Source organism: Kolteria novifilia, from assembly GCA_007748055.1.
Taxonomy (GTDB): domain Bacteria; phylum Planctomycetota; class Planctomycetia; order Kolteriales; family Kolteriaceae; genus Kolteria; species Kolteria novifilia.
The window spans coordinates 6,426,874-6,452,095 of the sequence record CP036279.1 but is presented as its reverse complement, the minus strand read 5'-3'; the positions used below and the strand labels follow the sequence as shown (position 1 = coordinate 6,452,095).

The following is a 25,222-nucleotide window of genomic DNA, read 5'->3' as shown; positions in this document are numbered from 1 at the left end:
CTCGCATTGCCCTGAAACTGCTCCTCTTGCTATGCTCTCGACTCTCAACGCAAGGAAGGGCCAAGGATGGCACGCTCCGCACACGCATGGCATCAACGCTGGCCGTACCTCCTGGGGATCGGGTGTCTCTGGATACTCATCGTTGTTGGTCCCTGGCGGCGCGGCTGGATTGACGGATCGCTCGGCTCCCATCCCCGTCATGCTACGGTGCGCCGGTTGCACGAGCATGCCAACATCGATCTCTCCGAGGGCCCCCTTCGCGTCGGGATTGGGGAAGCGACGTTCACCGATCTGGCGATTGGACGCCCTCTCGCGGGCTACGGCAAGCGGTGCTTCACCCCTTGCAGTGAGGTGAATGACCCGGTCGGCTGCCAAGTGCTAGTTCTCGACAACTCCCGCGCGCGGGTCGCGCTGATCACGTTCGATTTACTCCTGGCGAACCGGGTTCTGGTCGCGGCGGTCGAAGATGCGTTGCGGCGGCGGGGAGCCTACTGGGATCGCGAGGAGCTCTTCTTCACCGCGTCGCACACGCACTCGGGGCCCGCGGGATTCGCTGGCCGGGCGCTCGAGATGCTGGGTCTCGGGATGATGGATCCCAAGCTGACCGAGCAGCTTGCCGGTCGGATCGCTCAAGCCATCATCGATGCCGAGGGCCGCGCGCAACCAAGCGAGCTGGCGCACGTGTCGGTCGACGTTCCCGACACCCTCGTCCGCAACCGAACCGTAGCCGATGATCCGGCCAATCGCACCCTCGACCTATTCTCGTTTCAAACCGTGAGCGATCACGAGCCCTTGGCGACTCTCGCCTTGTTCAGCGCTCACGCCACGGCGCATCACTCGAGCGATCGGCGAATCTCGTCGGACTATCCGGGTGTCTTGCGTCGCGAGCTTCGAAAGCGAGTGGGAGGGCCGGTGCTCTTCGCGTCGGCCGCGGTGGGAAGCATGGCGCCCGGGGAGTCGGTCAGTCGCGACAAGCTCGCCGAGCACATGGGCAAGACGCTCGCCGAAGCGGCCGCCGATGCATTGAAGAAGTCAACGGTCAGCTATCGTCATGACGTTTCGCTCGCGACGGTCGGTTTCGAGGCAAAGCTGCCGGCGCCGACACTCAAGGTGGGGGCGTCGTGGCGGCTCTCGCCCCTGACGGGAGGGATGCTGGTTCCCTCGGATGCTTGGGTCCACTGTTTGCGTCTTGGCGACAGCATCCTCGCGGGGACGCCCGCCGACTACAGTGGCGTTCTCGCCCAAGAGCTACGTCATCAAGCCAAGGATCTCGAGGTGGTGGTGACGAGCTTCAATGGCGATTACGTCGGCTATGTCCTTCCCGACAGTTATGACGATGTTCCGAAGTACGAGGCAAAGAGTGTTTCGGTGTTGGGGCCGACGGCCGGGAGCTTCTTCCAGGAAGTGGTTGCGCGGAGTGTGACACGGCTGAGGGAGGCCAAGATGGGCACAAACACGGCAAAAGTTGCAGGTAAGGCTTCCATTCACCACGATTGAATTTTATACTAATGGATGGGTTTCATTCGGCACACCAGGGGGCACACCTTTATGCGTCATACCGACGAACTGATGGACCTTCGCGCGGAACGGATCGAACTTCTTCAACTCTTGAACAGCTCAAGCAACACAAAGCGGCAAGTGATCAACAAACGACTCATGTCCGTGACGAAGAAGATCCAGCATCTTGCAGGCACTGACGGCGTTGCGGCGAAGGATTAGCAGCTAATCGGTCGCAAGGAGAGTCACTCCGAACGCCAAGGGGCGAGCCAAGAAAGGCTCGCCCCTTGGCGTTTTTATCCTTGGTTTCTTCTCGCTTGGCGAGCCGGACCCACGCGGTCGTGTCGCGGAGCTGTTCCCTCGCCGGACCCTGTGTGGAAAACCCACGTGTCCCATTTGGAGCGAGGGTCTGTTATCCACCAATTGTCGGCACGCCTGACGATGGCCGGAATCCGTCACGTCCGACTACCAGGTCCTGAGTGATCGCTTGGGAAGCAGGTGGAACGCGCGGCGGCAACTCGCGACTCGACGGGGCTGGGTCTTGATTGGTTGAGATGGGAATGAATGCTACCGGGATTCGCTCCCCATGGCGGAGCCGGCACACCGCCTCGGTTCGAGGACATGCTCTTGGCACATGATACACCGGATCCGCAACGTGGTCGCGTTTCCGATCATCCCCCTCGATCGCTCCACGTTCATCCCTTGCCCTCGCTCGTTCGTCCAGAGGATCTCGAGGGTGGCGTGGTGGTGGCGATCGATGTCCTGCGCGCGACGACGACGATCGTGGCGGCACTGGCCGCGGGGTGTCGCGGGGTGATCCCCGTGCTCACGGTCGATGATGCCCGCGACCGCGCGAAGGACTTTTCCCGAGGAGAGTATCTGCTCATCGGCGAACGTCAGGGCGAGCCGATTCCGGGGTTCGACCTAGGGAATTCTCCTGGCGATTTCGTGGCGGACGCTTGTTGGGATCGAACGGCGATTTGCACGACCACCAATGGGACGCGCGCGATCTTGCACGCGGCGCGTGCGTCATCGGTGCTGATCGGTTCGTTCGTCAACTTCAGCGCGATTTGCGAGGAGTTGCGCTCGGGTGACGCGCCGATCCACTTGCTCTGCGCGGGGACCAACGGTCAAGTCTCGTTGGAAGACATGCTCTTTGCGGGGGCGGTGGTCGAGTTCTTCGCCACCGGCTACGACGTCGGTCTCAACGATTCGGCCCGCATCGCATGGGACACGCACGAGCATCATGGTCACGTTTTGGTGGCGGCGCTGGAACTCGGTGCGGGGGGCAAGCGATTGCTCGAATTGGGTCTCGACGTCGATCTGAAAATGGCGGCGGATGTCGATCGTTTCTGCCTGGTGCCGCAGTTCGATCCGACCACGGGAATGATCACTGCGCGGACTGCCCATTTCGACAGTCGTTTCTTCCTGGGCGACAGTGGGTTGTATGGCTAACGCGTCGATTCGGGAAAGTTCAATGAATCTTGAAGCGTACCCCGTAGAGGGTATACTCAGGAGGGGCCGCCGTGGAGACGGTCGGTGCCGAATCGGCTCGGTGCCCCATTCGCAAGATCGTGTCCGAGAACCGAGACGGACAGCCAGAGTGAGGTAACAACCTTTCGTGGCAATCACTGCGGAGGTGTGCAGCGTCTACGTCGACGGTAAAGAAGAGGCGCTCAGGCACAAGTGGATTGAGAGCGAGAGGGCTCAGCGCGACCTTGGCGACACGGCGATTCGCCAGTGGATTCGCGACCATTGGAACAACTACCTGCGCGCGCGCTGGGTGGAGCACATCCAGGGTGTACGCTTTTGGAAGGAACTCGATCGCGGAGACTTCGGGCTCCTGCAACGCGAGTTTCACGACGATCAAGTTCTCCTCGATCGGATTCTCGATCGACTGAAGATGGGTCGGGAGAACCTCGATATCATCAACTGGGCGATCAGTTGGAAGCTGCCGATGGATCGGGTGATCAGCGTGCTGGAGGCGCTCGACATCAACAGCCGTCGGCTCGTGGCTCGCTTCGAGCACCAATAATGTAGCCGGTGGCTCCGCGAGCCTCACCTGTTGCTTGCGCGGTGCAATCCGCGTGACGAATCTTTTTTACCCACTTGTCCGCTCCCCACGACGTTTTCCCATCCCTTGGCAGACCGATCCGTGGTTGCCACCGCCAAGCGGGATCGTGGGGACCGACGTCGACGTGCGTTCGTCTCTCTGCTCCCGCCACGCCGAAATCCCACCATGGCAGACTTGCCAAATCCCATTCCACCATCAAACCCAATCATGGCAACCCACGATCGGCCTATGCGCACGCGGTCACGCCGCGATGCCACCAGTTGACTTGGTACCGCGGCGACCCTAACGACAATCATCCATGATGCGATCTCAGGAGAGCGAGGGTGCCGACGCGGTGGCGTCGCCCTTGAGCGGGCCGAGCCAGACCGCCAAGTGATTCGAGAGCGAGTAGCGATCCAGGAGCTCTTTCGTTTGCTCGATCGTCACCGCCTCGAGGAGGGCCAGATCCTCTTCGACCGACGCGTACCGCTGGCGGTAGGTCCAGTGGTCCGCCAACGATTGCAAGCGGTTCTGTGGACGCTCGGCGGCCAAGACGATCCGGGCACCGAGTCGATGCTTGGCTTGATCGATCTCTTCCGGTTCGACCCCTCTCTCGGCGACCTCTCGAAAGATTGCCTTGATGATGTCGAGGTTCTCCTCGGCCAGGTCCGGTTGGCATCCGATGCTCGTCAGGAACGCCCCCACGTCCTCGTAGGCGTAGTAAGCGAACTCGACGCTGTCGACACGACCTGGTTCCTCAAGGGCCCAGTGGAACCGCGATCCCGAGTCATCGCCGATGATGCTCGCGAGGAGTTCCGACGCCATCCGTAGCGGAGCATCGGCGGCGGGAGCGTCGCTTACCAGCACGATCGACTCCTGGACGTACGCGTCGGTGCAGATGATCTCGTCACTGTCGCGTCGGTGCGTTCGGTCGCAACCGCGTTCGGACGCCCCGGCCGACCAGTCGGCGCAGTGTTCCTCGATCAGATCGACGAGTTGATGCCAATCGATCTTTCCCGTCGCGGCCACGAAGATGTTGTTCGCGCCGTAGCGGTCGGTGTGATACGCCCGCATCGCGTCGGCGGTGAGGGCTCCCACCGAGTCGACGGTTCCGAGGACGCTGTTTCCAATCCCGTGATCGGCGAACTGACGCCGCATCGCGCATTCATAGGCGGTCCAACTCGGGAGATCGGCGTACATCGCGATCTCCTCGAGAATGACTTGTTTTTCGACATCGAAGTCGTCGACGCGAAGCGTGGGACGAATCAGTCCCGCGAGCAGATCCATCGCCCGAGGAAGATACTCCGGCAGCACCGCCGCGTGATAGACCGTCTGGTCGACCGCGGTGTAGGCGTTGTACTTGGCGCCGATCTCGTCGAACTCTCGGTTGACATCTTCGGCGGTCCGCTTGTCGGTCCCCTTGAACGCCATGTGCTCGAGAAAGTGGCTGACGCCGGAGATCTCGGGCGTCTCGTCGCGCGCACCGGCGCGGACGAAGAATCCAAGCGCCGCGCTGAGGGCGTCGGGGTTGCATTCCGCGACGATCTGCAGACCGTTGGATAGCGTCTGATGATGAAACTTCACGCGCTGGCCTCCAGCGGAGTTGGTCCAAGCGTAAGGATGTTGAAATTGCCAGGGGGATGCCGCTCGAGGTAGCCGAGAATCGACTCGGGGGTCATCGCCTCGATTTCGCGGGCGATCTCGTCGAAGGGCCGAACCCGGCCGAGGTGGTACCAGCTACGAGCCAGGACACTGGCGCGAGCGGAGGTTGACTCTTCCTGCATGATCAGGGACGACTTCAAGCCCGCTTGGAGTCGGTGAACCTCGTCGTCGGAGATCCCAAGGAGGAGGCGCTCCAGTTCCGCGAAGATGACTTCGAGCGTTTCGTTGGCCCGATCACTCGAGGAGCTGGCGTAGACGAGGATGATGCCGCGGTCCTTGAGGGGATGATAGGACGCGCCGACCGAATAGCAGAGGCCCCGCTTCTCGCGCACCTCGGTCCAGAGCCGCGAGCTCATGCCGCCGCTTAGGACGCCGACGGCGCCGTGAGCGTTGTAAAAGTCCGCGTCGCTGTAGGAGACCGAATCGAACGCGAGCCCGATATGGGTTTGCAGTTTCTCGGCGGGGACGTGTTGCCGCGAACCGTGACGCTGAGCGACGCTAAAGGGAGGCTCGTCGATGGGCTTCCAATCGTCGAAGAGTTCACCAATGATGTCGCGAATGCGTTCGAAGTCGACGTTACCGGCGACGCCGAGAATGGCGCCGTTGGGGCGAAAGCAACGGCGATGAAAGTCGACGATCATTTCGGGCGTCATCCGCTGAACCCCCTCCGCCGATCCGAGAATTGGACGGCCCAGGGGCTCGGGCAACGAGTGCCGTTTGAGTTCGATGAAGATCTTTTGGCCCGGATCGTCCTCGATCGCCATCAACTCCTGAAGCGTTGAGGCTTTGCAAAGTTCGAGCTGATCGGCGTGTAGGTGAGGGGACCGCATGATGTCCCGCGTGATCGTCAGGCACGGTTCGAGGTTGTCGGCGAGCGTCGCCGCGGTGAACGACGTGTGAATCGTTTCGGTAGCCTCGTGCCGCTGGATGCCGAGATTGTCGAGATCGTTGGAGAGTTGTCGACTGTCCCGGGAGCCGGCCCCTCGCGTCAGGAGGCTCGCCACCAAATTGGCGCACCCCGGCGCCGTCGCGGGCTCTCGCGAGACCCCCGCCGGAACCAAAAACGTGAAGGCCGCGCTCCGGCACCAAGACATCGGCTCCACCAAGAGCTGAAGTCCGTTGGCGTAACGATGCTCATGATAGACGTTCGACAAACAAGCTCCTCCGCTCTGACGCAATCCGACGACGCATCGCCGCTCCGGGGCGATAGTGGCAGAGCCCCCGCGAGTCATCAAGGTCAAATGGGCTCGGTTCCTTCTCCGTGGCACGAAGTGCCAACCAGACCTGGACTTGGGTCACATCGCCTCGGCGAGCACGGCGTGACGCAGCAAAAGATAGTTCGTCTTTCGATACTCCGTGATCAATCCCCTGACCTTCCATCGCAGTTCCGCGTGGCGTTTGGACTCCCGCGCTTGGACATATTCCACGCGCTCGAGCAGCTCGTTTTCCAGGAGAATGAGCGCCCCGGAGCCATCGTCGGGAACGAACTCGGTCCGGCCGCCGCGTGCCTGGATCTGGCCAATGGTGGGTGGCAACTCGGTGCCACCTCGTCGACGGATCGGCGTCGGGGCTGTGGGCTCCTTGGCGACATCCTGCGCGAATCGTAGCGAAAGCGGTTCCGGCCGACCCCGGTTGATTTCCTGCTTCGTCGGAGGGGTCGGGACGCTTGACGAGCGGATCGTCTGAGGGCCGCCAAATCCCTCCTCGGTGGTCGGAAGGTTCGCGCTTGGGGCGAACTTTTCTCTTGGATTGGCTTCTTCGGTGACGTTCGCCGTTTCCTTGGAGGCGGAACGCTGAAGCACCATCACGGCCGTGCTGATGACGCCGATGACCAGGGCCGCACCCGCGGCGAGGATCCACTTGTTCAACGTGCGTTCCTTGACGGTTCCCTATCCCACGGAAATGGGGCCGATGGTGATCGACGACACGGATACCCGAAGTGTGTTCCGGCTTCGAACCCCGCTCCCACCGACGTGCGCGGTTGCCCCTCGTTCCTTCGCGCATGGTAACACATGGAGACTGTCGTCCCAATGGCGTGGGTGAGGCACTTTGACGAGTGGCGAAAGTCGCGGGAGCGACAGGCGCTTCGATAGGGGCAGATCGCGGGGAGAGAAAAAGAAAAACCCCGATGAGCGGAACTCACCGGGGAGGAGGTTAGTCGTGGGTGCTCGCGAACGCGATGCCGCGAGCGAAAAGGAACTCGGCCTTATTTGGCCTTCTTTCCTTCGGCTTCGAGCTTGAGCGAGTTGCCGGGCTCGGCAGCCTTCTTCGCACCACCGGAGATCTTCTCGGGAGCCGGGGCGGGAACTTCCTCAGCCACGGGAGCCGGAGCGGCGGCGGGCTTCGGAGCGGGCTTCTTGGCCGGCTTCGGGGTGGTCTTCTTGGCTTCCGGCTTCGGAGCAGGCTTCTTGGCCGGCTTGGGGGCGTCCTTCTTCGGAGCCTCCATCTCCTTCTTCGGCGGCTTGGGCGCCTTCTTCAGATCGGGCTTGGCGGCTTCTTTCGTCTCGGCCGGAGCACTCTCGACGACCTCGCCGCAGGAATCACAAGAGCTGCAGCTATCACAAGAACCGCAGCTCTCGCAGGAGTCACAACTGCTGCAAGGAGTCGCTTCGCACTCGCAGCAAGTCGTCACCGGAGGCGGACAGCAGTCCTTGTGCTTCTTACCACCAAAGAATCCCAGGACTCCGGTCATCCCCAGAGCCACCACAAAACAAGACATTCGCATTCCTCCCACACGCGGAAAGGGGGTTTCTCGACCTGTCCGGGCACTCCGGGACAGCACATTTAGCGGCTATGGTAAGATGGGGAAATAGCGCATTCAAGAGAAAGCAAGCCCTTGCTCGCGATGCGTTCGGTCAACCGCCCGCAAAATCGGAACCACTGTCGCTTCCAGTAGTTAATGTTCCCCGATGACGTCGCCGCTCAAAAAGAAACTTCAAGCGTCGACGACCAGGATCACGCACTCGGGGGTGCGAGCATGCGTAGTTGTTGGACCTTTTGACGGCGTCGCACAATGGTCGGGAGATCGCGCATCGCTTCGCATTTCCCCGCCAGCCATGGACCCAGTTCGCCACGGACCGACTTGTACGCGAGTTGAATCACGAGAAAAGCAAGATGGGGAGCGCAGCGGGCCAAAAGTTCCTTCCGAGGGAGATTGGTCCAGAAGACGTGTTCGCTGTTTCGCGAGGTTTGGCGCAAGACCCGACGACGATTGCGCCCATAACTGAGGCTCACCCAGTGGTAGACGTGACTCTCCGGCTCGAACAGGCACCGATAGCCGGCCAGACGCAACCGATGACCCACGTCGATGTCGTCGAGGTAGGCGCCGAAGTGAGAGGGGAAGCCGCCGATCCGGCGGAGCACGTCGCGACGATAGAACGCCGCGCAGCCGCTGGCGCTAAAGACTTCCTCTCGCCGTTGATACAACTCGTTCGCATCGCCCTCCCCACGCTTTTTGGCGACGCCGAAACCCCAGAAGAGATCTCCCGCGCTGTCGATGCGACCTCGAAGCGGCAAGCGACTCACCCGGGGAGCCACCGCCCCGACGCTTGGATCCGCGAAATTGGCCAGCGCCTCTTCGGTCCATTGGGCGGAAACCAGCGTGTCACTGTTGAGCAATTCGACGAACTCTCCGCTCGCCGACTCGATACCACGATTGACCGCTCCACAGAAACCGACGTTCTGCTCCAGTCGTAGGACCCGAACTCTTGGAAATCGGCGTCGTACGAGACGCTCGATCGGCTCGGTGGATGCATCGTCGACGACGATGACTTCGCTATCGGCGGGGCGATGGCGTTCCACGCTCTCGAGGCAAGGCTCGAGCCAACGCCAGCCGTCGTGCACGGGGATCACGATGGAGAGTTGGATGGAAGTGCCTCCTTGCGCGATGTTGCCGAAGTCCTATCCGGCAAGCGGGATCGAGGGGGATCGTGCCGCCTCGAGGTCGATACCGCTGGGGACGAAACGCCTCGGGGGAGGATCGATAGCCCGGCGACGCTATGATCATAACGGGGAAGCTTGATCGAGTCGAAGGTCAGATCGTATGCAATGGCTCCATGACGACACCGGTACCGATAGCCTGGGAATCGTTTTGATCGCCCATGGGAGCAGACGCCAGAGCGCCAACGAGGAGCTCGAACGGGTCGCCGAGGGGCTTCGATCGCGGGGATTTGGCTGCGTGGTGCCCAGCTACCTCGAATTGGCGCATCCCCTCATCGTCGAAGGAGGCGACATTTGCGTTACCCGGGGAGCGAAAACGATCCTGTTGCTTCCTTATTTTCTTTCTTCCGGAAGACACGTGGCCGAGGACTTGGAGCGTGCTCGGAAAGAACTGCAAGAACGCTATGCGGATAAGGTTTTCTTGCTCGCCGGACCGCTGGGGCCTCATTCACTCCTGGTCGATATCCTGCAGCAACGGGTCGCCGAAGCCCTCGTGGAACGGGATCACATTTCGACATCCGCTCAAGTCGATTGACCGTTCTTGCCGATCCCAATAGCATATCGGGTACGCTGACTCTGACGGTTATGCCGGTTGTGCGGGCATGCCATCATCCAGCGACGGAGAGGTGACACCCTCGCTCGATGATTGATCGGGACGAAGGCGAACCTGGATCCCGCTCAGGTCTCTTCATTCAAGGTGCCGTAGCCAAGTGGTAAGGCAGCGGATTGCAAATCCGCTATTCGCCGGTTCGAATCCGGCCGGCACCTCTTCCTCTCCAACGATTTACATTCAATCGAGTGTCGCTGGCGCCGACGGTGCTTCGCGGCGCTTGGTCCATTTCTTGCCTAGCCAGCTTCCACCGTGTCGCCCGTCTTATAAAGCCGCTTGCCGGCGATCCAGGTCTCGTCGACGCTTCGATCGTCCCCCACAACCATGACACCGAAGAGCAATTGAGCGGCTTGCTCGATCGACGTAGGGCCCTCGGTCGTGATGAGCGATTGGTGCCAACTCGTGCCGGGTTGGCCGGCGGTCCAGTCCAGGGCGATGAAGTCGGCTTCCTTTCCCACCCAAAAGTTTCCCAGCACATCGTCGAGGTAGAGCGACTTCGCGCCGCCCAGGGTTGCGAGATAGAAGGCGCGATAGGGGGAGAGCTTGTTTCGCTCCGCCTCGGCCGTGTCCTGCTCACGGGGATTGACCGATCCGTCGAGCAACGTGTTGTTGCACATGCCGACTTTGTAGGCTTCGTCGAGCACGCGTATGAGCGAGAAGGCGTTCCCTCCTCCCATGTCGGTTCCGAGAGAGAGGCGAACACGAAACTCCGGGTCGAGGGCTCGTCCCAAACGAAAGAGACCACTTCCTAGGTAGAGGTTGGACATCGGGCAGAAGGAAATTGCCGCTCCGGAGGAAGAGAACCGACGCAACTCGTCGTCGGAGAGCCAGACGCCGTGTCCCGCGGTGAACTTCGGTCCGAGCAGGCCATGAACTTCGTGCACCTCGGTATAGTCGCGGCAATCAGGGTAGAAGTCGCGCACGCTTTTAACCTCGGTGGGGTTCTCCGAAATGTGGGTGTTGACCCAGCAGTCGGGATGTTCTTCTTTGAGTTGGCGCGACCGATCCATCATCGCGGTGGTGCAGCCGACGGCGAATCGCGGCGTGATCGCGTAGAGGCCACGGCCCTTTCGGTGAAAGCGTTCGATGAGCGATTTCGTCTGATGGTAGAAGTCATCGGGGGTGATGAGATAGTCGTCGGGGGCGAAACGATCGATCCCGGTCAAGCCGGCGATGACGCGCATGTTGCGTTCGGCCGCCGCCTCAAAGAAGACTTCGCTGGAGACGGGACTACTGGTGGTGAAGGCCTGGCACGTCGTCGTCCCCGCCGCGAGAAGGTTGTGGAAGAAGTGCTTCGAAGCGTTCGTCGCGTAGTCGCGATCCTTGTACTTGATCTCCTCGGGGAAGATCCAGTTCTGGAGCCAATCGAGCAATTGGTTTCCGTAGGCTCCGAGCACTCGCACTTGCGGGAAGTGAATGTGGCCGTCGATCAACCCCGGAAGGATGAGGCGGTTCTCGAGATGGGTGATCTCAAGCCCCTGATGCCGGACGATGACGTCCTCAAATGGTCCGAAGTCGGCGATGAGCCCACTCTTGACGACGAGGAGTCCATCCGCGAGGAATCGCGCCGCCTCGTGCTCCCGGCCTAGGTAATCCCAAGGGTTATCGAGGAGGTCGAAGAAACTTCCGCGAACCGCGCAATCGGCACCTGTCATCTAGTGAAATCCCCTCAACGAACTCGAGGCAAGATCTATTGGCCAATCATCACAAAGAATGCGGCGATCATGGTGATCAGCAGCACGATACCGACCGTACCGGCGATCGTTATCAGGAGTCCCGATGACTCCAGTGGCCGGAGCCAACGACTGAGCAAACGTGTCGTGATCGGCATCAGTGCCCATTGCAACATGTTGACGCTGATAATGTTCCCGATCAGGATCACGATGGGCAGGGGAAGTGGGCTCAAGTGGGGGCTGAGCAGGGTGGTGATCGTCATCACCGTTGGGTAGAGCACGAGGATGACGGTCAGGACGATGCGCCATCCGGGAATCGCGTCGGCTTCGTCGAGGTTGCCGAACCAAGCTTCGAGCCCACCTCGCTTGGTCACGGAATAGTTGCTGAACTCGCGGTGACAGCGGTCGGTCCAGTAGGCCCGAGCCGGCGATTGGAGCCAGTTCTCCAGTGACTGATTGTCCTTGAAGTGAACGAGCACCACCCAATCGACCCCGCGCTCGTCGATCGGCTCGAAGATCTCGGTTCGAACGTAGCCGGGCAGTTGGGCGGCGGCTGTCGTGATCTCTCGCTGCCACTCGATGAAGGCCGCTTCCTTGTGCTTCTCGACCCGCTGAGTGACGACCACGGTGTAACGTGATTTGGCCGGAATGAATTCCAAGTGAATTCGATCGTCACTGAATGCATGTTGGATGTTCGTATGATCGTTCATCCCGTATCTCGCCCTCGATCGAATGGGAACGGTGGAGGCTCTGAATCCAGCGTATCGGGATCGCACCTGGCGGCGAGTTGAATCGAGGGAGACAACCAGCGAGGTCGATCGGGAACCACCCGCGCATGCAAAAGCCCGGGTCCATGACCCGGGCTTCGCGGTTCCTGCGTACAGGCATGGCGATCGTCGTAAAGACGAGATGCCTTTGGTTTACTGCTCGACGACTTCCTTGCCCGCGACGGTGCTCAGACCGGCCAAGACCACCGCGTCGATGTTGTCGGAGATCGACTTGATCGAGCCGTCGGCGTAGAGGAAGTGGCAAACGCCCGAGTGCGGCGAACGGAAGTTGCCGATAGCCGCGCTTCCGATCGCCCCGGCGACCGGTGACCCGGTCGTATCGGCGGAGCTGATCGACTGAATGGCGTAGCGCTGCTTGCCCAAGTTCGGCGCCAACGGGGTCCAAGTCGACGCTCCCGGTTGTTCCAGATCCTGGTTCGCGTCGTAGGAAGCGTCGAGACCCGTAGCCCCGAAGACACTACCCCAAGGTCCGGTCGCGGCGTCGGGCAGGAAGCCTTGCGCCCACGCTTGGTCCACAATGCTATCCGCGACGACGGTGAAGGTCGGGATGGTCGAGGAGGCCTGGAGATCGGGACTTCCGTTGCCTTCGCCCATCAGAAAGGTGTTGGAGGTACCGTCTCGCATCCGCGCGATCGGCGTCTTGCTGTTGATGCTGAACGCACCTTGGGCGAGACGCTGGCTCGAGCTGAAGATCGACCCACGGTAGGGGCTGGCGGTCGACAGGTTGGCCGAGGCCCCGTGACTGAGAACGTAGTCGGTCGGACCGACGGCTTCCGGGAATCCGGTGATGTCGATCCGGTCAGCGCCCCGAAGGTTGCTCGGGCAGACCAGGCCGGTGATGACCGTTTGAACCGCCGTGGTGTTGGCGGGACTGGTGCAAGCCAGGTCCATGTTGTAGGCCGACCACACCGCCTTCTCTTCAAGGAAGGGCAGGATCAGCGTGATTCCCGAAACGCTCGAGGCCGTCGCGGTCGGCGTACCGGTGAACGTCGTGGTCGTGCCGACGGTGTTGGCGACGATGCCCGGAGGGAAGACCTTGTGGGCGTCGTGATAGTTGAGCATCGCGAGCCCGAGTTGTTTCATGTTGTTCTTGCACTGCGAGCGCCGCGCGGCCTCGCGTGCTTGTTGAATGGCGGGCAACAACAGTGCCACCAACACGCCGATGATGGCGATGACCACCAGCAGCTCAATAAGTGTGAAACCCCGCAGCTTCTGCGTTCGCATACCCGACAACCTCCTCGTCATTGACGTCCTGATCCGCGTGGGACCCTTTGTTGACCACTGGCAGGAACCGTGACTCTTGACACGTTGGGATGAACCTATCCCAAAAAATTCTTCCACCAATCGTAAAGTAACCCGCCACTGGGTCAGGTCAAGCGAAAGATTTCATCCTGGAGCGAAATTTTAGTAATGGCCAATATGTTGGCCCATGATATACATCTTTAGAACTACGAGAGTGGTCTCGCCACTTGGCGAAACGAGTTACATCGCGGTCTGGGCAGTGATCGAGAGGCTGGAAGCCAGCCAGTGAGTGGGGGGGGAGAGGAGAGCGTTGCCGGGATGGGCCCCGACGAAGGCTTCATTGGTGTGCCACGGAAGTCGATCGGCGGGCCGATCAGGTAGTGAAGGTTCGGAGAACAGCAAGCGAGCCCAGGTCGCCATTCGACCCAGGCTGGAGATTGGTGGGTATCGGAAAGTTCGGTTTGTGGTTGCGGTTAGGGCTCTACCACTTCTTTTCCGTTCGCCGAACTCAGGCCGACGTAGACGACGGCGTCGACGTTGTCGGAGATCGACTTGACCGACCCGTCAGCGAAAAGGAAGTGGCAGACGCCCGAGTGGGGCGAACGGAAGTTGGAGACGACTTCGGCGGCGATCGCTCCCGTTGGTGGCTGTCCCTGATTGGAGGTCGCGGTACGGGTTGGGACCGCGAACCGCTGCTTGCCCATGTTTGGCGGAAGCGGATCCCAAGTCGATCCCGAGGTGGTCGGAGCGAGCAAGTCGCCGTTTGTCTGGTAGACCACATTGACGGCGGTCGCTCCGAAGACGCTACCGAAAGGTTCGTCGCCGGAAGCGACCCCTTCGCCGATGAAGCACTGGCACCAGGCCTGGTCGACTCCCGTTCCGGAGACCATGCCGGTGGTTTCGCCATCCGTCGAAACTTGCAGGTCGGGGCTTCCATTGCCTTCACCCATGAGAAAGGTGTTCGAGGTCCCGTCTCGCATCCGCGCGATCGACATTTTGGAATTGATGCCGAAGGCGCCAAAGCCGCTACGCTGACTCGCCGTGAAGATGCTTCCCCGCCAAGGGCTGGCAGTCGTCAGGGCCATGCTACCTCCGTGGGAGAGGACGTAGTCGGTCGGTCCAAAGTCGTGCGTGGTGACGTCAGGAAGGGCGATGCGCTCGGCCCCACGCAAATTGCTCGGGCAAACCAGACCAGTGATCACCGTTTGCACGGCGGCCGAGTTTGCCGCGACGGTACAGGGAAGGTCGAAGTTGTAGGCACTCCAGACGGCTTTCTCTTCCAAGAAGGGAAGAATCAACGCGATACCGGACGCGGCCGCGGCGGTGGCGGTGCTGGGAGCGCCGAGAAAGTCGGGCACTGGAGGATCGGCGAAGCTCTGGTTGGCGATGATCCCCGGAGGAAAGACCTTGTGGGCGTCGTGATAGTTGAGCATCGCGAGCCCGAGTTGCTTCATGTTGTTCTTGCACTGCGAACGGCGGGCCGCTTCCCGGGCTTGCTGGATCGCCGGCAAGAGCAGGGCCACCAAGACCCCGATGATCGCGATCACCACGAGCAGTTCGATCAGGGTGAACGCTCGCATCTTTCTCGTTAAGAACATGTCGACTCCTCACTCCAAACGTTGATTGACCAGGGGCGAACCGAGGCAGCTTGGCCTCGGGAAGCCTTGGCCCCGCGAAGCCTAGGGCTCTACGACTTCCTTGCCGGCGACGGTGCTCAACCCCGCATATGTTTGGGCGTCAATGTTGTCGGAGAGCGACTTCACCGAACCATCGGCGAAGAGGAAGTGGCAAACGCCCGAATGGGGCGAACGGAAGTTCGAGACGACCGAACTCGCCAGGGCGGGCGTCGTCGGTGCGCCGGTGTTGTCCGCGCCCACGGTGGGAAAGGCGAACCGTTGCTTGCCCAGATTCGGCGGCAACGAGGTCCACGCCGAGGCGGCATCAAGCTCCAAAGTGGTGTCGTCGTAGGTCGCGTTCAGGGCCGTCGCGCCCAAGATGCTGCCGGTAATGGCGCTCGACGTCCCGATGAAGCCCTGGGACCAACCCTGGTCGACCGTTTCGCCGCCAGAGGTGAGCGTCGCGCCGTCGACGGTCGTGGTCGCTCGCAGATCGGGGGAGCCGTTTCCTTCACCCATCAGGATGGTGTTGGAGGTTCCGTCTCGCATGCGAGCGATCGGCGTCTTGCTGTTCATGCTGAACGCACCCTGACGGAGACGTTCGTCCTTATCGAAGATGCTCCCGCGATAGGGACTGGCGGTCGTGATGTTCGCGCCCGCACCGTGGCAGAGGACATAGTCTGTGGGTCCGACGTCGTTGTCGTAGCCAGTCACCGTGATCCGTTCGGCCCCACGCAAGTTGCTCGGGCAGACGAGGCCGGTGATCACGGTTTGGGTCGCGGTGACGTTCGCGTCGTGATTACACGCGAGGTCGAAGTTGTAGGCGCTCCAGACCGCCTTTTCTTCCAGGAAGGGGAGAATCATCGTGATGCCCGAGTGCCTTCCGAAGGCCGCGTCACTGTTAACGGCACTGCTGTCCGTCGGGGCCGCGGCGAAGCTTCCGGCCGTGTTGGTGATGATCCCCGGAGGAAAGACCTTGTGGGCGTCGTGATAGTTGAGCATCGCGAGCCCGAGTTGCTTCATGTTGTTCTTGCACTGCGAACGGCGGGCCGCTTCCCGGGCTTGCTGGATCGCCGGCAAGAGCAGGGCCACCAAGACCCCGATGATCGCGATCACCACCAGAAGTTCGATGAGCGTAAATCCTCGTTGCTTCCTGAAGTGCACGTGTCCCCTCCTTTTGTGGTGTTTCGTATGATTGATGACGAGGGTTATTGAGCGTATCAGTAGGTCGCAATCAATCATCAATTGGTCAATACATTCGTTTAGTGGTTTTTAATGATTAGCGACTACATGTTTTCTTTTACCCAATGATTGTGTCAGGTCAACAAAGAGTTTTGTTCTTCTGGTGAAATTTTGGTGAGAGAGAAATTCTGCGGGGCGAATTGACGCGGCGCATGGCGTTGAGTGGTTGCCATAGCTCATGAAGTCACGTGGAGGATCGCAAAAAGGGGCGGCACCACAGGTTAGCGACTCGAACGACGGGTCATCACCAACCAGCCATTGGCCCGTAGGTCGCGTAGGAGGGTGCCGGCGGGGAAACTCTCCCGGCGCGAGGAGGTGAGCGGGACCCAGTCGACGATGTCGAAGCCGGCCCGGCCCAGCTCGGCACGAAGTTCCGTGGCCGTGAACAAATGAAGCGTCAGCCCGGGGATGCCCCGATAGTTCTTCATCACCTTGTCCCCGGTGTCATGTCGGCGCAGGACTCTCTTTACGAGATCCCGAGCGAACCAGCCCCGTCCCTGCCGATCGGAAAGGTTGTACCAGCGGTTGTGGACGTGGAGCCCGAAGAGACCCGAAGGCTTGAGTACGCGTCGCACCTCGGCGAGAAACCGACGACGTTGCTCACGGCCGATGATCATCCCCATCGTGCTGAACATGCAGCAGGCGTAGGCGAACGACCCGTCGCGCAGGACCTCCAAATCACAAAGATTGGCTTTGAGCAAGCCGATAGGGGCCCCGAGTTCCTCGCGCTTCTCCCGGCAAACGGCGAGCATTTCCTCGGAGAGATCGACACCCAAGGTCTCCAGGCCCCGTTGGGAGAAATGCGTCAGTAGACGGCCGGTGCCACAACCGAGGTCGACGAGCCGGCCCGGCGCTCGGAAGTGCCGCGTGAGGAAGTCTCGGTCGAGCTTGATCAAGTTCGTCTCGGCGAAGGTGGCGTCGTAGTCGCGGGCGATGTGGGCTTCGGACATGTAGTCCCACAGCGGACGGTTGACGCCTGGGGGCAGTTCCCAGTCGGCGACGCGGCGCCGCTTGGCTCGGGGCTGGGACTCGTTCGAAGGCAAGACAGTCCCTCCACGGACCACCGACACGTCGAGAGAACTGTCGCGACTCCCGCGCGCGGTCCTCTCGGCTCGGAAGAGTGACGTTATACGATCGGCGCGACTTGGCGAGGTCGAGCGAGTCACCACCTGGGGCGGGTCTCCCGAGAGTGGGCGGCTTTGCGGTCCGTAGAGAGAATCCTATCCATACTCCTTTCACGCTTGTCGCTTGATGCCTTCCCTCGAAGGAAACTGCCGCCGTGGCCGTTTCCTCGGTGGTGGCGCTGGCGTCTGAACTCCTCGAACCGCTGGAAAGGCGCTCTGCGCGACGATGGCCAAACGAAAGACTTCCAAGCCGGCTTCTCCCCCACCAGAAATCGCGATCATCGGTGACCTCTCCGAGGATGGAGAGAAGGAGATCGTCGACGCGATCTTGGACATCGAGCCGGGCAGCGAGGCGACGATGTACATCGATTCGGGAGGGGGAAGCGTCTACTCGGCGCTGGCGATCGTCACGCTGATGCGGATTCGCAAGCTCAAGGCGACCGCGATCGTCATCGGCGAATGCTCCTCCTCGACGCTCTTGGTCTTCGCGGCGTGCCAGCGCCGGCTCGTGACCGAACGGAGTGTCTTTTTGTTTCACCGCGTGAAGTGGCGCAGCGACAAGGACTACGGCAGCGCCGAGGCGGTCAATTGGGCCAGTCACTTTCAGTGGCTCGAGTCGGAAGCCGATCGCTACCAAGCCGAGTTGTTCGGAGCCGAGGAAGAGCCTTTCTCCTCCTGGGTCAACGAGGGCCGCTTCGTGCTCGGCCCCGAGTTGGCCGAGATGGGGCTCGCCGAGCTGATCGACGCTTAGCGTCCCTTTCCCGCGCAACAAGAGAAACGCAGATCGCACGAGAAGAGGAATCCCCGCTCATGTCGGATGAAACCCGTTACGTCAACCCACTGATCTCCCGCTACGCCAGCCGGTCGATGGCGGAGCTATGGGGCAATCAACGCCGGTTCTCGACATGGCGCCAGTTGTGGATTGTCTTGGCGCAGGCCGAGCGCGATCTCGGCTTGGACATCACCGAGCAGCAGATCGCCCAGATGCAGGCGACTCGGGAGTCGATCGACTTCGACGCCGCCAAGGACTACGAGCGGCGTTTTCGCCACGACGTGATGGCTCATGTCCACGCGTTCGGCGACGTCGCCCCCTCGGCGCGAGGGATCATTCATCTGGGCGCGACGAGTTGCTTCGTCACCGACAACGCGGAGCTGCTGCTCATTCGCGACGGCCTCGGGTTGATCGAACAACATCTTCGCGGCGTGATGGGGAACCTCGCCCGCTTCGCTCGGGAGCAGCGCGATCAAGTCACTCTCGGCTTCACGCACTTGCAGCCGGCGCAACCAACGACTGTCGGTAAGCGGGCCTGTCTCTGGCTTCACGACTTCCTGCTCGACTTCGAGGAGCTGCGCCACCGGCTCGCCACGCTTCGCCTTCGCGGTGTCAAAGGAACCACCGGCACCCAGGCGAGCTTTCTCGCGCTCTTCGACGGCGACCACGAGAAGGTTCGGCAGCTCGATCGCATGGTCGCCCAGCGGCTCGGCTTCGACGAAGTCTATCCCGTGACCGGCCAGACGTACTCGCGGAAGATCGACAGCCACGTGCTCGACTTGCTCTCGGGCATCGCGCAGTCGGCTCACAAGTGTGCGACCGATCTTCGCATCCTCGCCCATCGCAAGGAGATCGAGGAGCCGTTCGAGAAGGAGCAGATCGGGTCGTCCGCGATGGCGTACAAACGCAACCCGATGCGGTCGGAGCGGATCTGTGGGTTGGCCCGATTCGTGATGAGTCTCACCTCCAATGCCGCGCAGACGCACGCCACTCAGTGGCTCGAGCGGACGTTGGACGACAGTGCCAACCGCCGGCTCACCATCCCGCAGGCCTTCCTCGGCGTCGACGCGCTGCTGCGGCTCATGATCAACGTGAGCAACGGACTGGTGGTCTATCCGAAGGTGATTGGGCGGTCGCTCTCCGAGGAGCTTCCCTTCATGGCGACCGAGGCGATCTTGATGGCGGCGGTGCGCGAGGGAGGAGATCGGCAGGAACTACACGAACGGATCCGGCTCCACAGTCAGGCGGCCGCCTCGCGCGTCAAGACGCAGGGAGAGCCCAACGACCTCTTGGATCGCCTGCGCGGCGACGAGGCCTTCGGGAATGTCGATTGGAAGCAGGTGCTCGATCCCAAGCTCTTCGTGGGGCGAGCTCCCGAGCAAGTCGACGAGTTCCTCGACGAAGTCGTCATGCCGATGCTCGGCGACAGCGAGGCTCCGAGCGATGCCGAAATCGACGTCTGACGCGGCGTCGACTTCGTAGGGCAATGGGGGCGATCGGCGCGGCCCGCGTTCGTAGGGGGCTTGGCCCGCCAGTCAGGCCGATGGCCGATGGCCTCACGTGTTGGCGGGGGAGCGTCCAGAGGGACTCGCACGAGAGCGTGGGCCTCTCGAGGCTCTATGGAGATCGTCGGAGGAGATCTCGTTCGCCCCGCTTGCGGAAGTTTGCCCGGATGAGAGGCGGTTCCCGCATGCCCATGGCGAGCGTCTCGTGCTGCGTCAATCGCTAGATTTCGGGTTGCGAACCCACGATCACTTCTCACTGGCTGACCAGCAGCCAGTGCCACCCGAACTTTTGGATCTGACCAATTGCTCGCTTCTCCGGCATACCCACGACAGGCGTGGGCGTGTCAGCCATCCAGGGCGGGCTATTCGGGCTTGGCTTTCTCGTCGTTCTTCCATTTGAAGATGCCATCGTCGTAGTCGGCGCGGAAGTGATCGGCATCGCGGACAACGCGATCGGCGGCCGCCTCGGCGAAGCGGACGAGGTCGCCGCTGAATGTATCCCAATCGACACAGGTGAGGATCTGTCGCTCGGTCGTTCGCGTTGAGACATCGCCTTCGACGTCCGAACGGGCGTGGACCTGGGCGAGGCAGTCGCCGCAGATCTGAGCGTATTCCCGGGCGCTACGACGATCGAGTTTCGCGAGGTCGATTCGGCCTCGATAGGGGCTCTTCTCGCGGACGAGGAAGTCGTGCTCCTTGATGGAGGCGTAGCCGTGGAAGGGCGCGCCGCCGAGTTGGTGAATCTGGGCCGCGTTGACGACGCGTTCGAGCTCGTCACCGGCGAATTGTTGGTCGCGCGGGATGAGTCCCCGCAGCACCGAATCGCGCCGTAGCTTCATCTCGAGCACCACGTCATCCTTCGACTCCTCCGAGATTCCCTCGAGGAGGACGTAGAACCGCTCTTGTCCTTGCGTCGTGACGCCGCTTCGCTTCTTGATCGCGACGTCGCGGACGCGGAAGTCCCGGACCCGGCCGCTGGCGTCGATGTGGCAGTTCTTTCGATAGCCGTCGATCGCCGCTTGGAAGACGTCGACTTGGTCGCTGATCGGCGCGATCTCGTCGCTGGGACGAAACGCCCGTTTTTCCAGATCGATCAGCTCCATCAGGAAGACTTTGTGGTCGAGGGCGCAGGCTTCGAGTTTGTGGTCGATCATCGCGGGGCTGTTGCCGACGACGAAACGTTGTGCCTTATCGCGCTCTTGGCGATCGAACGACTTGAGCGCCTTGCGGTATCCCTCGAGAAACGAGGCGACGAGCCGGGCACGGCGTTTCTTGCTGTCGCCGTTTTCGCGAGCAGCCAGGTTGAAGCCGACCGCCCCGCGGCGCAGGTCCCAGGAGAAGGGGGCCACGTAGGCTTCGTCGAAGTCGATGATGCCAAAGGATGGCTGTCCCTCTTCGTTGGGGAGGACTCCGAAGCTCTCGGGGTGAACATCGCCGACGGTAATGATCTTCGGAAGACTGGCGTCGGTGCCGGCCAGGTCGCGGAAGCAGAGCAACGCCGTTCCACGGAAGAACTGATAGGGAGACTGCGCGAGGAGTTTGAACTTCGGCGCGCTCTCTTCCGGTCGGTACGCGATGCGGACGTCGTGGTCGTCAATGATTGTCTGGCGCACGTGAAGACGACGTTCCTCCGGACCCAACGCGGTCGGTGGAAGGAGAATCTGCCCTTCGGCCCGTGCCCGTGCGAAGTTGCGAAACGCGTCGAATCGGCCGTCACTAGAACCGGCCACCCTGTGTTGAAGCATCGGCTCAACCTCTTTCCGTCGAAACCCAAGACTCCACGATCCTCATTCGGGACGGAGTCTCCCCATGAGTTTCTCACTTAGAGGAAGAATGCCGTTTGACCTAAATCCTTGCAACCGCAAACTGTAGCCGACTTGGGGGAGGTTCCGAACTTGTCGACTCACCAAGATTGGGGAGTTTGGATGGAAAGGGGAGTCGCCGACTAGTCGATCGAACGGGTAAGGACCGGAGCCAAACCGTGCATGTCTTGGATCAAGGACTCGTTTCCATCCAGATAGGGAGTCAGGTGCGGGCCATCGATCCCGACGAAGCGGACATCGAGTCCCCGGGCAGCGTCACGGTCGGTCGTCGCGTCGCCGACGAACCAGACCTTCGAACGCTGGTAGCCATGTTCGGCGAGAAGAGCTTCTCCGATTTGGATCTTGTTTCGTGGGGAGCCGTGGATGCCTGCAAAGTACTTTCCCATCCCCCGCCCACGGAGAATGGCGTTGAGTTCCGGGTCGGGTGTTCCGGAGATCACGTGGCAGGGCCAACGTTGATGGTAAGCCTCGAGAAACTCCTCGGCACCGCCGACGTAGGGGCACTTGAGCATCCGTTGGTAGATCCCATCGGCGAACTCGCAACCCAACTCGTCGAGCGCGGCGGCGTCCAAGGGCTCTCCGACGAGGTTGTCCCAGATCCACTCGAACTTCTTGATCCGGGAGGTTCCTCCGTTCGCGAGGAAGTACTCCATGCTCTTTTCCACATGTTGGGGAATTCGCTCGACGATGATCGCCCGAAAGGCGTCTTCCTTCAACTTGACGCTGTCGAGAATGACCCCGTCGCAATCGAGAAAGAGGGCATCGACGTTTCCAAACTCCTCGTTCATTCTTCCTACCTCCGAGCCATCTCGATTCCGGTCGGGGGAGCCGAAGGGACCGCGCTCCCGGACGACGGCTGTTCTAGTGGGGCCGGACGGCTGAACAACATCGACAAGCCGCCCCTGTCCCTTTCCCGCTCGTCTGGTACCCTGGATCGGGGTGGTTCACTTCTTCGGGAGCGGGACAGACAACGATGACTTGGCTGGTTTGTCTCTACGCGCTCCTTTGTCCCGTCGCGGCCAAGGTGCCCGACTATCCGGGGGCCGTCCAGGCTGCCTACTTTGACTTTCGCGTCCGTCCTGACGGGGACTTTCTCACTCCCGATGATTGGAGCCGGGTTCAGGGCACCGTCAACGGGGCGAACTATCCTCTCTACGTCGAGGCGCGGCTCTCGAGCGACGCGGCCGCCGTCGAGACACGCTCGCTCGAGTTCAAACTCAACGGCGGCAGTTGCGGCTACTTCTCTCCCGAGGTCCCCGCTCGCAGCGACTTCAACTACGTGCTCCAAGCCCAGATCAAAACCAATGGGCTCAAACGCGATGTCGCATTCGTGCTGCTCGAATTTCTCGACGAGTCGGGGAAGAAGGTGGGGCAGGCCTTTCACCGCTCCCGCTACGTCGGAGAAACAAGCGATTGGCAGCGCGTCGTCATCGGACCCGTGGCGCCGCCCAGCGACCAGGTTCGCTCGCTGCGAATTGGCTGCTTCACGCAACATCCCGCCGGCCAAGGGGACATCGACGGGAGCGTCTTCTTCGACGATCTCTGGGTCGGGCGGCTTCCCAAGTTCGAGGTCGTGCCGGCGCAGCCTTGGTTTCTCTTTCGCGAGGATGGATCTAAGGAAGTCCGCATCCGGGTCACGGGAATCGAGGACCAGGTCCTGACGGCCGTCTTGAGGCTTCGCGACGCCCTCGGCAATCCGATCGCCAGCGACGATCTTCCCGTCGTCCGATCGGAAGAGGGAACCTGGGAGTCGCGTTGGCCGCTACGCGTGGAGGATGTCGGCTTCTACGAGCTTTCTGTCGTCGTTGTCAGCGATCAACGGACGACGCTTCAGGGAGACTATCCGGTCACGATCATGCGGCCGCCACCGACATCGAGCCGATCGGAACTTGGCGACGCGTTCGGACTAAGTCTGCCGACTCCGAGCCATGGTTTGGCGCAATACGAGCGGCTGCTGGAGTTCTCCCGCTGCCGGTCGCTGAGGTTGCCGGTCTGGAGGGATGTTCAAGAGGTCGCCGAGTTGCGGGGCCTGACTCGGGGGTTCGTCGACTTCGCCGATCGTTTACGTTCTCGCGACCATCTGCTCGTGGCGCAGCTCGCCCACGCGCCTCCGGAGGTGGCCGACAAGGTGCCCGTTCCGATTCGCGGGCTCGCCGATGTTCTCTCGCTTCCGAGGCAGGACTGGGGCGCCTCGCTGCGTACCGAGGCGGCGGTCTATGGGGCCAACATGCGCGACTGGCTTCTCGGGGGCGATCACGACTTCAGCTTCGTCGAGAGTCCCCGCGTCGAGCAGATCGTCGCGGATGTCAAGCAGGAGATGAACGAGGTGTTTCCCGCGATGCGTGTCGGCGTGGTGTGGGATTGGTTCACCCCCTTGCCGACGGCGAAGGCGCTCGATTTCGTCGCGCTGACCGATGACTTGCGGATGGGGACGCCGCTGTCCGCCGAGGACCTGGAGATCTACGTCCGCTCCGCGAAGGAGACGGCGCCAGACCCGGAACTGTGGGTGCAACTGGCGCCCCTCTCCGTGAGAGATTTCCCACGCGCGGCGCGGGCGATCGACTTGGCGCGTCGAGCCGTCGCGGCCAAGGTGGGTGGGGCCGACCGGATCTTCGTCGTGGACGCCACCTCGCCCGAGCGCGGGGTGATCACATCGGAGGGCTACCCGGATGACCTCTTCACCGTGTGGGCGACGATGGCGGAGGAACTCGGAACCGCCGAGTACCTCGGTCGCTTGACGCTACCCGGAGATCTCCCCAACCGGGTCTTTCGCAAGGGCGATGCGGCGATGCTCGTGCTGTGGTCGGGGGGAGCCGAGGTGCATGATCTGCTAGTGGGGACGGATGCGGTTCGGACCGATATCTGGGGACGGCGCGAGCCGCTTGCGAGCAAGGGTCTTCTCGGACGGGTCGCGGTCGGACCGGCGCCGACGATGATTGACGGGCTGCCGTTGGCGATCGTTCGGCTGCAACTCGACACCAAGTGGGTCCGCGGTCGCGTCCCGGGGAGCCTGGGAAGGCACGCCGACGGCTTGGTGATCAGCAATCCCTTCGAGGAGCCGCTCGCCGCCGACGTGCGGATCGACTTCCCGCGGGAGTGGAACGCCAGTTCCAACAGCTTCTCGGTTCGACTCGGGGCGGGAGAATCGATGACCAGCGAGTTCACCCTCGAGATACCATCCGGAACTGCCCAAGGCCGCTACGTGGTGCCGGTCAGCTTCCAATTGCGAGGCGGCCAGACGCGGCATTTCACGATGCCGCTGCCGTTTCACATCGGCGGCGAGGAAATCGAGATTGATCCCGCCACTCGGCTCCTGGCCAATGGTAGTCTGGAAGTGGAAGTGGCGGTCACCAACCTGATGCCGACTCCGGTGCGTCTGGCGTCCGTGCTCCGTGCGTTTCGCCATCCACGATTGATGGGGCCCGTGATCGACCTGGAACCGCAATCGACCAGGATCGTGCGGTTCTTCGTTCCCGAAGGCGAAAAACTGCTCGGCGATCGCATGCTCCTGCAGTTCCTCGAGCAACAAGGAGCACGACAGTTCAACTTTCACGTCTTCGCGCGGGAGTAGAGTGGAGGGGGGCGAAGAATCTTGGTGAGGGGCACTATCCGCGACCGACGTGGGGAATACGACTACACTGGATAGAACCATCGTCGCATCCGACGGACGCAGCAG

General features: G+C 61.6%; 20 protein-coding genes and 1 tRNA gene. 8 read left to right on the top strand and 13 right to left on the bottom strand.

Going from position 1 to position 25,222, the window contains the following annotated elements; genetic code table 11:
- Positions 1 to 66 precede the first annotated feature (66 nt).
- The 3 genes from Pan216_RS23760 to Pan216_RS23750 all read left to right on the top strand — a co-directional run bounded on the left by Pan216_RS23760 (position 67) and on the right by Pan216_RS23750 (position 3,532).
- On the top strand, positions 67 to 1,497 hold the full coding sequence (locus Pan216_RS23760) for a neutral/alkaline non-lysosomal ceramidase N-terminal domain-containing protein (RefSeq protein WP_145262038.1): 1,431 nt from the start codon (positions 67 to 69) through the stop codon (positions 1,495 to 1,497).
- Between the two features lie 627 nt (positions 1,498 to 2,124).
- Positions 2,125 to 2,952, top strand: a complete 828-nt coding sequence (locus tag Pan216_RS23755; RefSeq protein ID WP_419192915.1) for a 2-phosphosulfolactate phosphatase — start codon at positions 2,125 to 2,127, stop codon at positions 2,950 to 2,952.
- Positions 2,953 to 3,118: 166 nt separating this feature from the next.
- A complete protein-coding gene (locus tag Pan216_RS23750; RefSeq protein WP_145262035.1) occupies positions 3,119 to 3,532 on the top strand; it encodes a hypothetical protein in 414 nt (137 codons plus the stop codon).
- 348 nt (positions 3,533 to 3,880) lie between these two features.
- On the opposite strand, the gene Pan216_RS23745 is transcribed toward Pan216_RS23750, so the two are convergent.
- From Pan216_RS23745 to Pan216_RS23725, 5 genes are all read right to left on the bottom strand, one after another.
- Entirely contained in the window at positions 3,881 to 5,134 is a 1,254-nt protein-coding gene (locus Pan216_RS23745) for a M16 family metallopeptidase (RefSeq protein WP_145262033.1), read from the bottom strand.
- Entirely contained in the window at positions 5,131 to 6,366 is a 1,236-nt protein-coding gene (locus tag Pan216_RS23740) for a M16 family metallopeptidase (protein ID WP_419192914.1), read from the bottom strand. Before Pan216_RS23740 ends, Pan216_RS23745 begins: the two co-directional genes overlap by 4 nt.
- Before the next feature lie 141 nt (positions 6,367 to 6,507).
- Entirely contained in the window at positions 6,508 to 7,080 is a 573-nt protein-coding gene (locus Pan216_RS23735; protein ID WP_145262029.1) for a hypothetical protein, read from the bottom strand.
- Between the two features lie 338 nt (positions 7,081 to 7,418).
- Positions 7,419 to 7,931, bottom strand: a complete 513-nt coding sequence (locus Pan216_RS23730; protein ID WP_145262027.1) for a hypothetical protein — start codon at positions 7,929 to 7,931, stop codon at positions 7,419 to 7,421.
- 236 nt (positions 7,932 to 8,167) lie between these two features.
- On the bottom strand, positions 8,168 to 9,064 hold the full coding sequence (locus Pan216_RS23725) for a glycosyltransferase family 2 protein (RefSeq protein ID WP_419192913.1): 897 nt from the start codon (positions 9,062 to 9,064) through the stop codon (positions 8,168 to 8,170).
- Positions 9,065 to 9,254: 190 nt separating this feature from the next.
- Between Pan216_RS23725 and Pan216_RS23720 the strand changes: the two genes are divergently transcribed.
- On the top strand, positions 9,255 to 9,686 hold the full coding sequence (locus Pan216_RS23720) for a sirohydrochlorin chelatase (RefSeq protein ID WP_145262023.1): 432 nt from the start codon (positions 9,255 to 9,257) through the stop codon (positions 9,684 to 9,686).
- 161 nt (positions 9,687 to 9,847) lie between these two features.
- A tRNA-Cys gene (locus Pan216_RS23715) sits at positions 9,848 to 9,919 on the top strand.
- Positions 9,920 to 9,997: 78 nt separating this feature from the next.
- Here the strand turns inward: Pan216_RS23715 and guaD are convergent.
- The 6 genes from guaD to Pan216_RS23685 form a co-directional block, all read right to left on the bottom strand.
- Positions 9,998 to 11,416: a guanine deaminase gene (guaD, locus tag Pan216_RS23710; protein ID WP_145262021.1), complete on the bottom strand. Its 1,419-nt coding sequence runs from the start codon at positions 11,414 to 11,416 to the stop codon at positions 9,998 to 10,000.
- Positions 11,417 to 11,451: 35 nt separating this feature from the next.
- Positions 11,452 to 12,144 carry an antibiotic biosynthesis monooxygenase gene (locus Pan216_RS23705; protein WP_145262019.1) on the bottom strand — a complete coding sequence of 231 codons (693 nt, stop codon included), beginning with the start codon at positions 12,142 to 12,144 and terminating at the stop codon, positions 11,452 to 11,454.
- A 210-nt stretch (positions 12,145 to 12,354) separates the two neighbouring features.
- A complete protein-coding gene (locus Pan216_RS23700) occupies positions 12,355 to 13,446 on the bottom strand; it encodes a DUF1559 domain-containing protein (protein ID WP_419192912.1) in 1,092 nt (363 codons plus the stop codon).
- A gap of 491 nt (positions 13,447 to 13,937) precedes the next feature.
- Positions 13,938 to 15,062: a DUF1559 domain-containing protein gene (locus tag Pan216_RS23695; protein ID WP_145264328.1), complete on the bottom strand. Its 1,125-nt coding sequence runs from the start codon at positions 15,060 to 15,062 to the stop codon at positions 13,938 to 13,940.
- Positions 15,063 to 15,143: 81 nt separating this feature from the next.
- Entirely contained in the window at positions 15,144 to 16,244 is a 1,101-nt protein-coding gene (locus Pan216_RS23690; protein WP_419192911.1) for a DUF1559 domain-containing protein, read from the bottom strand.
- 299 nt (positions 16,245 to 16,543) lie between these two features.
- Positions 16,544 to 17,365: a class I SAM-dependent methyltransferase gene (locus Pan216_RS23685; protein ID WP_145262015.1), complete on the bottom strand. Its 822-nt coding sequence runs from the start codon at positions 17,363 to 17,365 to the stop codon at positions 16,544 to 16,546.
- A gap of 307 nt (positions 17,366 to 17,672) precedes the next feature.
- Here Pan216_RS23685 and Pan216_RS23680 point away from each other — a divergent pair, with 307 nt between their 5' ends.
- Together Pan216_RS23680 and purB are read left to right on the top strand one after the other, a co-directional pair.
- Positions 17,673 to 18,197 (top strand): ATP-dependent Clp protease proteolytic subunit, encoded by a 525-nt coding sequence (locus Pan216_RS23680; RefSeq protein WP_145262013.1) that lies wholly within the window; start codon positions 17,673 to 17,675, stop codon positions 18,195 to 18,197.
- Positions 18,198 to 18,256: 59 nt separating this feature from the next.
- Positions 18,257 to 19,681 (top strand): adenylosuccinate lyase, encoded by a 1,425-nt coding sequence (gene purB / locus Pan216_RS23675; protein ID WP_145262011.1) that lies wholly within the window; start codon positions 18,257 to 18,259, stop codon positions 19,679 to 19,681.
- Between the two features lie 404 nt (positions 19,682 to 20,085).
- Here purB and Pan216_RS23670 read toward each other — a convergent pair whose 3' ends face one another.
- Together Pan216_RS23670 and Pan216_RS23665 are read right to left on the bottom strand one after the other, a co-directional pair.
- A complete protein-coding gene (locus Pan216_RS23670) occupies positions 20,086 to 21,468 on the bottom strand; it encodes a DUF2252 family protein (RefSeq protein ID WP_145262010.1) in 1,383 nt (460 codons plus the stop codon).
- Positions 21,469 to 21,668: 200 nt separating this feature from the next.
- Positions 21,669 to 22,334, bottom strand: a complete 666-nt coding sequence (locus tag Pan216_RS23665; protein WP_145262008.1) for an HAD family hydrolase — start codon at positions 22,332 to 22,334, stop codon at positions 21,669 to 21,671.
- A gap of 185 nt (positions 22,335 to 22,519) precedes the next feature.
- Between Pan216_RS23665 and Pan216_RS23660 the strand changes: the two genes are divergently transcribed.
- Complete coding sequence (locus Pan216_RS23660; RefSeq protein WP_145262006.1) at positions 22,520 to 25,117, top strand: COG1470 family protein; 2,598 nt, start codon at positions 22,520 to 22,522, stop codon at positions 25,115 to 25,117.
- The last annotated feature ends 105 nt before the right edge of the window (positions 25,118 to 25,222 follow it).